Annotated in this window: 12 protein-coding genes; 3 read left to right on the forward strand and 9 right to left on the reverse strand. The window is 67.1% G+C overall.

Annotation, left to right across the window (positions count from 1 at the left end; all coding sequences use genetic code 11):
* Positions 1-144 precede the first annotated feature (144 nt).
* On the reverse strand, positions 145-1,089 hold the full coding sequence (locus tag ACZ4O3_RS02670) for a DUF3710 domain-containing protein (RefSeq protein WP_467720902.1): 945 nt from the start codon (positions 1,087-1,089) through the stop codon (positions 145-147).
* 619 nt (positions 1,090-1,708) lie between these two features.
* Positions 1,709-3,277 carry a restriction endonuclease gene (locus tag ACZ4O3_RS02675; RefSeq protein ID WP_467720903.1) on the reverse strand — a complete coding sequence of 523 codons (1,569 nt, stop codon included), beginning with the start codon at positions 3,275-3,277 and terminating at the stop codon, positions 1,709-1,711.
* 215 nt (positions 3,278-3,492) lie between these two features.
* On the opposite strand from ACZ4O3_RS02675, the gene ACZ4O3_RS02680 reads away from it, so the two are divergent.
* Positions 3,493-4,752, forward strand: coding sequence for a hypothetical protein (locus ACZ4O3_RS02680; RefSeq protein ID WP_467720904.1), 1,260 nt, complete (start codon positions 3,493-3,495; stop codon positions 4,750-4,752).
* A 177-nt stretch (positions 4,753-4,929) separates the two neighbouring features.
* Here ACZ4O3_RS02680 and ACZ4O3_RS02685 read toward each other — a convergent pair whose 3' ends face one another.
* From ACZ4O3_RS02685 to ACZ4O3_RS02705, 5 genes are all read right to left on the reverse strand, one after another.
* A complete protein-coding gene (locus ACZ4O3_RS02685; protein WP_467720905.1) occupies positions 4,930-5,283 on the reverse strand; it encodes an ASCH domain-containing protein in 354 nt (117 codons plus the stop codon).
* Positions 5,280-6,401, reverse strand: a complete 1,122-nt coding sequence (locus tag ACZ4O3_RS02690) for a hypothetical protein (protein WP_467720906.1) — start codon at positions 6,399-6,401, stop codon at positions 5,280-5,282. Before ACZ4O3_RS02690 ends, ACZ4O3_RS02685 begins: the two co-directional genes overlap by 4 nt.
* Before the next feature lie 150 nt (positions 6,402-6,551).
* On the reverse strand, positions 6,552-6,809 hold the full coding sequence (locus tag ACZ4O3_RS02695) for a DUF7848 domain-containing protein (RefSeq protein WP_467720907.1): 258 nt from the start codon (positions 6,807-6,809) through the stop codon (positions 6,552-6,554).
* Entirely contained in the window at positions 6,797-7,021 is a 225-nt protein-coding gene (locus ACZ4O3_RS02700) for a hypothetical protein (RefSeq protein WP_355618151.1), read from the reverse strand. Before ACZ4O3_RS02700 ends, ACZ4O3_RS02695 begins: the two co-directional genes overlap by 13 nt.
* Positions 6,993-7,823, reverse strand: coding sequence for a TauD/TfdA family dioxygenase (locus ACZ4O3_RS02705; protein WP_467720908.1), 831 nt, complete (start codon positions 7,821-7,823; stop codon positions 6,993-6,995). Before ACZ4O3_RS02705 ends, ACZ4O3_RS02700 begins: the two co-directional genes overlap by 29 nt.
* 169 nt (positions 7,824-7,992) lie before the next feature.
* Between ACZ4O3_RS02705 and ACZ4O3_RS02710 the strand changes: the two genes are divergently transcribed.
* The gene (locus ACZ4O3_RS02710; protein ID WP_467720909.1) at positions 7,993-8,469 is read left to right on the forward strand and encodes an NUDIX hydrolase; all 477 of its coding nucleotides are present in this window, start codon (positions 7,993-7,995) and stop codon (positions 8,467-8,469) included.
* A gap of 6 nt (positions 8,470-8,475) precedes the next feature.
* Positions 8,476-9,672, forward strand: a complete 1,197-nt coding sequence (locus ACZ4O3_RS02715; protein WP_467720910.1) for a helix-turn-helix domain-containing protein — start codon at positions 8,476-8,478, stop codon at positions 9,670-9,672.
* 28 nt (positions 9,673-9,700) lie between these two features.
* Here ACZ4O3_RS02715 and ACZ4O3_RS02720 read toward each other — a convergent pair whose 3' ends face one another.
* Positions 9,701-11,416, reverse strand: coding sequence for a relaxase/mobilization nuclease domain-containing protein (locus tag ACZ4O3_RS02720; RefSeq protein WP_467720911.1), 1,716 nt, complete (start codon positions 11,414-11,416; stop codon positions 9,701-9,703).
* A complete protein-coding gene (locus ACZ4O3_RS02725) occupies positions 11,413-11,985 on the reverse strand; it encodes a hypothetical protein (RefSeq protein WP_467720912.1) in 573 nt (190 codons plus the stop codon). Before ACZ4O3_RS02725 ends, ACZ4O3_RS02720 begins: the two co-directional genes overlap by 4 nt.
* Positions 11,986-12,197: the final 212 nt, after the last annotated feature.

Raw genomic sequence — 12,197 nt, forward strand, 5'->3', positions numbered from 1 at the left:
TCCTCCGCAACCCGCAGCCAACAGCACGGAGCCGACGACCAACCCGACCCGGGCCACTCCTACTAGTCTGTTCATCTTCACTTTCACCCGTTGGGCACACGTCCGGACTTGCTGAATTCGCTTCTGGCATTGCCATGCATTCACCTACGGCATGGTTACCTCCACCACGGTGACTTCCACGGCGCCATCCGTAGGGGCGGGGGGCAGGTCAACGACGGTCTCGGTGAAGAGGTGATAGGCCCTCGGATCTATCACATCCGCCAGCGCTGTCGGCCCTCCGTAGACCCCGCGCAGCAGCCATCCCGGCCCGTCGCACCCGACGATTCGCGTCGGCTGAAGCATCTGCTGCCCGTCCTTCACGACAGGCGCCTGGGCTCGGATCTCGGTGCCGAGGCTGCTCTCGGCTTCCTCCGCGGTGCCACCCTGGTTCAGGACCTCTTGGATGACCTTCGGGCGTACATTCTCCCAAACTGGGCCCGATGGAGCCCTGAACGCCTGGAGAGTAAAAGCATGGTCTCCGAGAGAGACGATCACCCCGACGGTACGCTCGCCGGCGTTCAAGGGGTGGATCCGCGCGCCCTCCAGACGCGGCACCTTCAGCACTCCGCAGTCGAGGCGTTCCACCTCGGGCGACGTCGGTGATTCGGCTGCGTCCCACGGTCCGGATTCACCGTTCCTGACACCAGGAAGGGTTAGATCTCCCGACTCGATCAGCTCTGCCCAGAAATTTTCGGACTCGGTCAGCAGGAAGTCCAAGGTGATCGATGAGGTGTCGGGGTCACAAGCGTACTCCACCAGCTGTGTCAGCGCCTTGTCCCAGATCCTCGCCATGTCCTCGGCACTCATCTCTACGAGCCGGAGCTCTCCGGAGGCGATATGGCGCAGCGCGATGTCGCCCGACTCTGCGATGCGCTCAGCCAATCCCGGGTCGTCGACGGTAGCCAGGCAGAAGGCCGTGAAAAGAAGTGTGCCTGGAGTCAGCCGGTCCCAGACGCCGAACTCCGCCGCGTTGAGGCTTTCGGCGGACAGGACGCCGTCCCTGCCATACTGCTCGACGATTTCTCTGGCCTTCGTCCTGATCTGGCTCATGAGCCACCCCCTGCCGCCCTGCGTGCCCTACGCGCCAGGTCTCTCCTGAACGCGTCGTAGGCGACAGTAGCGGTTACTGCCATGGCACTGACGGGATCTCCGGCCTGCACTCCGCCTCCGACGTGATCGGCGATGGACTGCACGGCGCTGGAGGCTTCCTCGACCGCGCCGGTCTTGAACTCCGCGCGTTCCGCGCCTTCCTCAGCCAGAGCCTCGTCCTCTGCCGCGGTCTCTTGGGCGACAGCAGGGGTGTGGCGTTGCGGCCGAACTCCTCCGAGGTACGGCGGCTCCACTGCGGGATGCCGCCGGCGGCACGTTCGGCGTCGCCGGTTGTGCTGACCTGTGGCTGCGTGAGTACCCGATGATTCGGGATGCTCGTTCGCCGCTACTCCTGAGGGCCCGTCAGGCTGGTCTAGCACGTTTCTTGGTCCGCTCGCCCGTCCGAACTCCATACCCCTCTCCCCACCGCCAAGTCTGACATCGCTCAAGGACGGAAGGGGCGGGTATGACCATGCGTGCTGCGATGTGGGTCATCGATTGTTCGGGGCCACGTAGCGACTGTCACGGGACGTTTGTCCCTGCCCGGCCCACGCTGATGTCTCCATCGGCCCCGCGACTTCTAACGCGGGCGCCGCTTAGGCGGTACCGGTCCGGGGATGACGTCAAGGTTCATGTGCTCCTTGAACAGGTGGACCAGATTGGCGCCGTCGAGGAGTTCGAGCCTCCCGTGCTCGTTGGCGAACGCCTCGCTCGCCCGGCCGAACCAGGAGGTCGTCACCAGGATGCCCTTGGCCGCACGCTTGTGTTCCACGACGCCTGCGAGAGCGGAGACGGTCTCGAACGGGACCACGTTCCTGGTGCGTTTGGCCTGGATGATGCACAGTCCCTTCATGACCGGATCCGTGTTCATCGCGACTGCGTCCACACCTTCGTCCTTCGATGGCTGGGTGTTCACGCTGTCCAGGCCGATGGCTTCGAACAACTGCCGGATGAGGTGCTCGAATTCCGTGGGTGTCAGGTCCATCAGGACAGGTCGGCTGTCCAGACCGGCCACGACATCAAGGCTGTCCATGATCCGGAACTTGGACAGGTCGAACGTGACCAGCGGGCGCACTGGCTCCAGTTCGTACGGGTTGGGTGAGATCAGCGACCGCAGTCGTTTCAGGCAGGCCCGCGGGTCCACCTGTGTCAGGACCAACTCACTGAATTCAGCCCGATCGGCCTGGAGAGTGATCAAGCACGGGTGGACGTTCCGCCCCGTGGCGCGGTCGATAGTGGCAACGCGTCCGTTCAGGGCGATGGACTGGACCACTTTTTCCGTGTCGGACGCGAAGAGTTCGTGGACGGTACGCAAGGCCGTCTGAGCCAGGACCGACGCGTACAGTTCCTTGCGTTCTCTGTCCGGCCTCGGTACGGGAGTGATCTCGTCGCGGGTCTTCACGTATCGGTATGCACGGGCTGCGGGGACCACGTCTTCCAAGGGCAGGTCGATCTCAATCAGCAAGTCGCCGGTGTCTGCTTGGAACGAGACCTGGTGGGTCTTCGGGAAACCGTGTGGATAGACGGAGGCGGCCAGGATTTGGTCGACGAACCATTCGACGGCTTCGACATCCCTGTCCCGGTAGGCGCTGCGACGCTCCTCCAGTGCTGCATTCCACGTTTCGACTCGGGCAGCCTTTTTCCGGTTTCCCTCCTCATGCTGTGCCCGTGCCTCCTCTAACTTCGCCACGCGCTTCTTCTCGTCACGTGCGTGGTCACGCAGAGCCCTGTCGAACCTCTCGCGTGCTGCCTCGACGTCCGCGTCGTACCCTCGCCGTCCGAATCCCAGAGCACCCGGCAGCCCCCGCGGAGGCTCTGGCTCGTACTCCTCCCAACGGGGCAGAGGAGCAGCCTTGGTACGCCCCTTGGGTGGCAGGAACGGCGACGGAACGAACTCCTGCTTCAACCGTTCGAACGTCAGCGGGCGCCCACCCACAACGGACGTGCGCAGCAGGTGGGAAAGCTGTTCGGCGTCATGCTCAGTCACGCTCGTCCGGTCTGCGGCCTCCTGGGCGCGGGCCGCCTCGTAGGCCAATTTCTCCGCGCGGGCCTTCTTCCTGGCCTCCGCCTCGGCGGCCTTCTGAACCTTCTCTCGTTCTCTGGCCTGCCGTGCGAGTTCCCGTGCGTAAGGATCGTTCCCGCCCGCCACAGCCTTCCCCCAGTTCAGCGCATGATCGCCAGTTCGGAACGTTCCGCAGTATCCCGCAACAGGCCGATGGCGTCAGCAGGTACTTGTGGAAGGTGCTCCCTGCCATGCACTGCCCGGCCACTTCGCGGCCGAACCGGCTGGGGCGCTTGCGCATGGAGCCGGGGACTCTCCGATATCCACTTGGGCCGTCGGTGTCCGGCCTGCACGATGTTTCCGTGAATCAGCAGAGTGATCCTCATATCGTGATGATGACCTTGGACCGCGAGACCTCCTCGGTCGTTCTCACGCGCTCAGACGGCAAGGAAGCTAGGGCGCCCCTGACAGACCCGCCGTTCGCCCCTACGAGCCTGCTGGTCCGGCTGCACTATTCACCTCTGGGTGGCCTGCTCGCCGTGACCCGTGAAGGCGACGAGGTCGCTTTCGAGGTGCCCGCTCGGGGCCGAACCGAGCCTCTCAACGACCGACTTGTTGTGTATCTGGACCAGAACATGTGGCGCCCCGTCAGCGAGGCTCTGCAAGGCGGTGACACGGTGAGCGGAGAAGATCGCGCGTCCGCTGAGCAGTTGGCGGAATGGGTTCGGAACAGGCGGATCATCATGCCGGCCTCGGCGGGTCACCATTACGAAACGACCAAGTGGTCCGTGGCGGACAAGCGATACAGCCTCGGCCTGACCATTCTCCAGCTGAGCAGGGGCTGGCAGATGCGGGACCCCCTGCAGGTGCGTGCAGACGAGATCCTTGAGATGTTCCGTGGCTGGAAGGGCAGGGCTGACAGCACCCGAGCGTCTTCCGTGTTCACGCTGGCTCCGAACGCACTCCACTCGCCGAGGCGCGGTGTAACGCCAAGCACGCCACCGTCGGACCTTTCAGCCGCCGACGCCTTCCGCTGGATGTCCCTGACGTCTGCAAGCACCTACATCGACGTCATGCTCGATGCCGAGCATGTTGAGCCTGGGCCGGAGACCGGTTGGGCGGCATCGAATCAGCGGTACAGCGACTGGTTGGACACCCAGGGCTGGGATTCGCAGCAGAAGCGTCGATCCATTGACGCCTTTCTGTTCAGCGATTTCCAACATGAAATCGCTGAAGGAGCATACGCGGCGGGCCTGACTACTGAGGAGGTCCAGCAGTGGGGGCAGAAGCAGCCTGTGCAGGGTTTCGCTGTGCTGCCCGCGGCAGGGCTCTACCGGGAGATGTTTCACAACCGGCACCTCAACAGGGGCACGCAATGGAGGCGAAACGACCTCACGGACATGATCTACCTGTCCTGCGCGGCAGGGTACGCAGATTTCGTCGTTTGCGAGCGACACATGCGTGAGCCGCTTGAGCGGGGTATCAGGCGGCTTGGTCTGCGCGCGAAGGCGTTTCGTCGACTGAGTGAGGCGGTCTTGGCCATCGGCGATGCTCTGGAGCAGCGGGTGCTTCCAGTGGACGTGTCCGCTGATCAAAAGCCAGCTCCTTCGGCCGGCGATTGACGAGCACGATGCATGCTCCTCGGCACAGGCGATCGCGGCGGCGTGTGTCGCCAAGCGTGGGCCGCGCCCTACCCCTCCTGCAGGATTCGCGGGACAGGCGCTGGGTGATCCAGTGCCGGAATACGCTTCGCGACGCTGCAGACCGTGCGTGCACCTGCGCACCTGCCATTCTTGGCGTCAGCCGAGGCGCCCGATTTGGATGGCCAGGGCACCCAGCGCCTCCTTTTCGGGCGGGTAGATGGCGCGGATGTTGGAGAGTTGCTCGTCGCGGGCGGCGTTGGGGTTGACGTTGGTGGGGCCTTCGCCGTCGAGGAGGGACTCGAAGTCGGGGTATTCGGTGACTCGCTCGACCCTGACCTCGCAGGTCTCGTCGGTGCCTTTGATGCGGAAGCGGATGGTGTCGCCGGCGGCGAGGTCGGCGAGGCGGGGGTATTTGACCCGTACTTCGATGGTCTTGGTGCCTGCAGCGACCAGTTCGAAGTATTGGCGGTAGAGGTTGAGTTCGTGGTGGCGCGGGGTGGTGCTGTTCATGGGGAGGAGAGGCTCCTGGGTGCTGGTGCGGTGATCAGGCGGCCGATCTCGGCCGCGGAGTACGAACGGAAGAAGTGCTTGGGGTCGGACAGCAGTGTCTCCGTCATGGCCACCAGTAAGTCGGCGTATTTGGTGACGGAGCCGGGCCATTGCCGGGTGTCGAGCATCCAATCGGTGGCGCCCTCGGGCAAGGGGGCGCGACCCTCGCGGATGAGGGACTTGGACAGCTTTGCCCCGGTGTCGGTGACGACCTGCGGGCAGAACAGGCGGGCGGGGAGCTGAGCGCGGTTGAGGCCGACGGCCTGGAGGGCTTCGTCGACGAGGAGGGAGCCGAAGACCCAGTCACCGCCCTTGACCATGACGTGCAGGGTTCCGTCGGCGGGTGTGTTGGTGAGGGTGAGTTCCTTGACGAGGTTGCGGTAGAGGGTGGCCAGGTCGAGGTAGCCGCCTGTGGTGGGCGTGATGGTGGCTCGGTAGGGGCCGTGGTGGAGGCACACGGCGGTGATGTCGGCTGCTTCGCGGTCCGTGAGCTGGATGCGGGTGCGTTCGGCGTGCTTCTCGGCCCAGCCACAGCCCGCGTGCGGGCAGGGGATCCGGAGGTGTGGGGTGCCGGTGGAGGGGGCGAGCCACCAGCGGGCCGCGTCGAGGCGGGGCAGGAACCGCAGCCAGGTGCGGCGGAAGTGCTCGCCGGCTTGCTGCTGGGCGTAGGTCTCGATGCGGTGGGGGATGCCGAGGCGTCGGGACAGGGCCGTGAAAAGGGGTTGGTAGAGGGAGCCGATGAGATCGGTCAGGGCCTTGTCGCCGAGTGCCTGGGTGTAGGTGCGTTGGTAGCGGTGGCCGCTCGCCGGGTCTGTGGCCAGTTCGTACGGGGCGTTGTCGAGGGCGTTGAAGAGAACTTCGGTCGTGATGCCGAAGCGGTCGCGCAGTCGGGCTGCCATGGCGAAGGCGAGGGATTGCACGAGGGAGGTGCCTATGTGTGGGGCACCGTTGATCTGGGTGCCGACGACCAGCACGATTCGCTCGGGTGGAGTGGCCAGGATACGTGGGGTCAGGACGTCCTCGGTGCGGAGGAGCGCGTTGGCGAGGACGGTGTTCGGTGAGACGAGGTGGGCTGTCACGGATGTCCCCTTGAGGTCGGGGTGCTGGTGGTTGAACTGCCCGGAGCGGGGATCAGGGAGCCGATGCGACTGCGACACCGATCACGAATCCACAGGAGGCGGAGATCGCGATGACGAGCAGTGGTCCCGCGAAACGGCTCAGCCAGGCGATCATTGGTCGCCTCGCAGGTGCCGCCAGGTGCGCCAGGGCCGCGTGATGATCTCGCGGTAGGTGTGATGCGAGGGATGCTGCCCGCAGTGCTCCAGCACCCAGTTCTGGGGCTCGATGAAGTCTTCGCTGGCCGGTGACGTGTCGCCGTCCACGGCGCACTGCATGGCGTAGGTGGTCGGTTCGGCGTCGGGCTCTCGGTCGGGTTGGAGTGTCCAGGTCTCGTACCGCAGGACCGCTCGTGCGCTCATCGTCCCCACCGCCCGTTGGCCACGGCGACCTTGGCGCTGAGTTCTTCCGCCTGGGTGGGCGGGCGCAGTTCCTGGGGAGGCACGTCCCATTCCCTGCCGCCCTGCGGCGGGCGGAGTTGGACGTAGGGGCCGGTGCGACCCATGACCGTGCCGACCTGGTCGTTGCGCTTGTCGACCATCAAGGTCCCCCTCTCATACTGCGGGGACTCGGTCATGGTCATCACCTCGGGTGGGGCGGGTGCCGCGCAGTGCGGAGACCGTCGGGTGGGGAGCGAAGCCGGTCGGCAGGGGAGTACGGGGTTCGCCAAGGGCGCGCAGGAGCTGTCGGTCTCCGGAGAAGCGGGTGCGGGCGTGCAGCCAGCGGTGGTTGTCCAGGAGGTAGCCCTGGCCCGCCCCGAGTGTCAGGTGGTGTCGGGTGTCGGCGATGGCCGTGCGGAGAGCGGGCAGGTACGGCTGGACGATCGGGCTCCAGCGGGCCAGGCCGTCCTGGCGCAGCCGTATGGAGATCCGGCCGTCCGGCTGGACGGTGAAGACCTGGGTGGCATGGCCGGCCCCGGCTCCGAAGTAGGCGGTCCGCGGCTGGGAGAGCGCGACCGCGGCTTCGCGTGACGTCGTCATGAGTCGCGTGTGCACCTCGCGTCCGTCGGTGAGCAGCGTCTCGCCGCCCGTCGTAGAGGGGCGCAGGCATACGAGGAGGATCAGGCGAGGAGGTGCGGGTGTGCCGGATCGTTCGGTGTGGGGCTCCAGGCCGCCGCTGCCCAGGCCGGCGAAACCGGCTCGGTGGGCGTGGCTGCCCGTGTTGTGGATCAGGGTCAGGCCGTCCGGGGCGCTGTGGGGGTGCGGGGTGATCGTCATCAGCCGGGAGGCGAAGGCCAGGACCGTCTGCCGGGTGGTGAGGCCGTCGAGGGTGACGAGGCCGGTCTCGCGAAGCTGTGCGGCGATCACGTCTTGGGCGTGCGGGGTGCGGAGGTTGACGTAGTGGTCCGAGAAGAGCTTTTCGGACCCAGCGGAGGCGTCGGGCATCGCCGTACTCCTTCGATCGGGATCGGTGTGATCAGGGTGGGAAGAGGAGGTGGTCGGGGTAAAGCGACAGATTGTCGACTCGGACAAATCACCTGCTAAAGGCGCCGGGTTGGTGAGTGCGTGCTACGTTCCGAAGGCCCGGCTCGCACCCCGCAGGACGAGGACCGTCATGACGTACACGCCCCCGCTCTGGCCCGTCTCCGTGAAGGGCGTCGCGCTCGACGCGCACCATCGCGTGCTGCTGTTGAAGAACGAGCGGGACGAGTGGGAGCTGCCCGGCGGCCGTTTGGAGATCGGCAGTCCGGACGGGACTCAAGTGCCTGACGCTGGCCCGGAGGCGGCGGTGGAGCGTGAGATCCAGGAGGAGACCGGCTGGGAGGTGAAGGCCGGCCCGCTGATCGACGGCGGGGTGTGGATCTACCAGCCGATTCCCGGACGGCGGGTCCTGATCGTGACGTACGGCTGCACCGTACTGACCCCCGACCGGCCGCCGGTCGTCAGCCACGAGCACAAACAGCTGGGCATGTTCACCGCTGACGAGGTGCCGGAACTGAACATGCCGGACGGCTACAAGCAGGCCATCGCCACCTGGTACGGCCTCAAGCGTGCAGACTCCCCGGTACTGGACGACTACGGGCGGATGTAGCCGACGATGGCCGACGGCGAGATCGTGAAGCGAGCGGACGCGGACGGCGGCCGTCTTCCCCGCCCCTCGGCCCGGCATGCCCAGTGGCACTGGGCGACCCCGCAGGCCCAACTGGTCCTGGCAACAGGCGAGCTGGCCGATGTACTGCGCTTCTACCGGCGCGTGCATGGCCTCAACCAGACCGCTCTCGGCGACCTCCTCGGCTACGACAAGACATACATCTCTGCCTTGGAGTTGGGGAAGCGAGCACTCGACGACGTCGGCTCCCGCCGCCGGCTCTGTGAAGCCCTCAACCTCCCACCACACGTCCTCGGCGTCACCGATCCCACCGACCCCGACCACCGGGCGATGCTCCAGTTCGGGGAGTCCACGGTCCGGCTCGCCGAGATTGCCCGCCAGTCCGGGCACGCCTCCGAAGCCGTCTCTGAACTGTGGCCCCTCGTTGCCCGCCTCGAAGCCCGCGTCGACGACGGCCACACCGAGCGCGACGTCCTGCACCTGCTCGCGAGAGCCCGCGTCGGCCTCGGCGTCGCCCTGGGCAACGTGCTGCCCGAGGAACGCCTGGCCACCGCCGCACACTGGACGGCCAAGGGCCTGGAGATCGCCGAATACTTCGACGACTCCCGCATGACCTCGTATGTCCTGCGTATGCACGGCAACGAACTACGCAAGGCCAATCTCCGAGGCGCTGCCGTGCAGCGGTTGTGCCGCGCCGCCGCCATCGCACCCGATGAAACCGCTCGCGCCGCGGCCCTGCCTCTCCTCGCCCGGGCCTCCGGTGCCCTGGGCAACAGCGAGCTGTTCGACCGGGTGATGCGCGAAACGGACACGCTGGTGGACCGTGTCGAGCACACGAGCCTCTTCAACCCCTTCTCGTTGCACGAGATTCGCCTGCGCGGTCTCGTCGCCACCGGCCGTACGAAGGCCGCGATGCGGCTGGCGGAGACGAGTCCCGTTCCTACGACCGTTGTGGCCCCGCAGTGGCGTGTCATCGAGCTGATCACGGTGGCGCACGTCCAGCTGCTCGCCGATGACCGCAGCGGTGCCGCCGGGTCGCTGGACACAGCGACCCGGGAGGCGGTGACCCAGCGTCTCCCTCACCAACTCCAGCGGATCATGCGCACTGCGGGGACACGGCTGCCGGCGCAGCAGGCCGCGGCATCCGATTTCCTGGACCGGATACGAAGTGAGATGGCGGCCTGACCGGGTCGGCGTCTGACGGTCGAGTCGGTCAGCGTCGGAGACGGGACGCGCCCGACTGCCGCGGCATGTGCGGAGTTGACGTGTGGCTGGTGCTCTGTCCATGACGGGGGTTGGTTGCGTCCGCGGGTAGGTCTGCCATACGCCGCAAGCGCCACGTCAGGACATCGCTGATGGAAGAGGCGTTGTCCAGTTCCCGCAGGCCGGCGGCTTCTGCCAGAAGCGCCCGGGGATCGCGGCCAGCCTGTTCGGCCTGTGCCATGGTGGCGACGAGCGCCGGCCATCCGGGCTCGGCGATGACCGAGTCCGCGAGGTCGGGAAGGGCCACGTGGACCTGCAGCGCGTACCAGTCGCGGACTGGCTGGATGATTTGTCGGCCCTGTTCCCTCAGCAGGGCGAGGGGAGCCTCGGCTGTTGTGGCGTAGGCGGTACGCAGGTGGACTGCGGCCTGGCGGGCGGACTCTGCTTGCTGCGCATGCCGGTGCTGGGCGTGCCAGTGGGCGGTGGCGAGCACCAGGAAGAAGAGGGTGTCGATCAGCATGGCCGTGGTGGCGCCGTCTTCTCCTCTGCCTCGCGCGGGCCCGCTGTAGAGCAGTTCGCGGGCGGCCAGACGCAGGGCTTGGGCGTGGCGGTGCTCGGCGCGGGTGTGGGACAGACGCGCGCGTTCGAATGCCCAGGCTGCCTGTCTGAGCTGCTGGCGGGTGTCGGTGTCGCTGGTCATGGCGAGGGCGTCGAGGATCTCGCCGGTGGCGGTGATGCGAGCGGCCGTCGCGCCGTCACCGTCCTGGTCGATGGTGAGCAGGGCGACCCAGGCAGCGTGGGTGGCGGAGCGCCGACTGGTGGCGGCGGCTGAAGGCTTGTGCCCGGTGCCGTCCGTTCCACGGTTCGTAGCGTGTTGGTGTGTCTCGGCCGGGGTGGTGGTGAAGCGTTCACGGATGCGGGGCAGCGACAGGTCTGCGGAAAGGGTGGAACCGGCGTAGTAGACCGGTTCGCCGACCTGGCTTCGGTCGTCGGGGAGAGCGACGTTGTAGCCGAGCAGGTCACCTGATGGGGCCACGCGCTGCCGGACGAGGAGCCCGGTGGCATGGAGCCGGGCGAAGAACTCGTCTTCACTGGTGGCGCCTGTCAGGGCCTGCCGGACGGCTGTCCGCAGCTCTTCTCGTGCGGCGCGGTCGCGTCCCTGACGCTCGGCCTTGTGCTGTTCGGCGCTCGTGGGGCGCTTCGGTGCGGTGCCGTCCCCAGGTGTCACTCGGCGCAGGTCGTAGTCGGCTTCGATGCGGCGGGCCTCGTCCTGGGCGCGCTTGCCAGAGCGGTGATGGTCGGGACGCCGCCCGTCCTCCCGGACAAGGGTGGCGATGATGTGGATGTGGTCGTCGGCGTGCCGGATTGCGGCCCAGCGGCAGCCGACGCCGTCGCCGAGGTCGATACCGGTGGCGGCGACCATGCGGCGTGCGATGCCCGCCCAGCCGGCGTCGGACAGGATGCGGTCGCCCGGTGCGGCGCGCACCGAGCAGTGCCAGACGTGGCGGGGTGGGCGTTGGTCATCGTCCAGGAGGTGAAGTGGCTGGTCGAGGATCTGCTGGAGAGCGGTGAGGCCGGCGTTCACGTCCCGTCCCGGATCGGGGGCCAAGCCGTCGTACGAGGCGACCAGATGCGGATCGACGTGCTCCTCCTTGGTGCCCTTGCCGTAGAGGTAAGCGAGCAGGCCGTAGGTGTTGCTGCCCTGCTTGTGGATCTTTGGGATCATGCGGCCTCGCCGTACTGGTCGCGCCGCGACCGCGGTTGAGGGCTGCTCGGGTCGATCAGGGCGATGAACCGCTGGACGGCTTCGTCGACGCGGTTCCGTGTGGTGGCCGTCCGCTCGATGGCATCGTCCAGGTACGGGGCTTCCGCTCCGGCGTTGAGAGCGGCGACGGCCTGGTTGAGGAGGTTGCCGTACTGGGTGAGGGCGCGGCGGGCGGCGAACAGTTCCTGAAGGACGCGGCGGTTGTCGGCGATCGCGGCGGTGACGCCGGTCAGGTCGCGTGCTGCGGCGAGGCCGGACTGGGCCAGGAACCCGGCCAGGGTCAGGTTCGCAGCTTGTGCTCCGGCTTCGGCGAGGGCTCTCTCGCTGCTGCTGAGCCGCACGCTGACGGCCGGTCGCTGCTTCGGCTTGCGCGGCCGAGATCGTGGCCTGGGCTTGCTCGGCGAGGGCGTGGTGGGCCCTGTTTGCTCGCCCTGCTGCGATCCGCCCTCGGTCGCAGCCTGGTCGGCCGGTGCCCCCTGGCGCCGGTCGACCGCCTCCGCCACCCCCGGGGCGGAGGCCGGTTGGGACACGCCCCCTGCGGGGGAGTGTCCCAACCTCCAACTTGCTCCGGCTGAGGTCGGTGTCGTGGTCGCCTTCTGGTTGATGGTGGGGTGCTCCTGATGTGGGTCGTGCATGAGTGGGCCTCCGGGACGTAATCGGTGGGGGAACGGGGCTTGTGGGCCGACGCTGATGTCAGGTGCGCGCAGCAGCTGAATAGCTCGGTTGCTGCGGGATGCCATTC

The organism is Streptomyces sp. NPDC026515 (assembly GCF_055567595.1).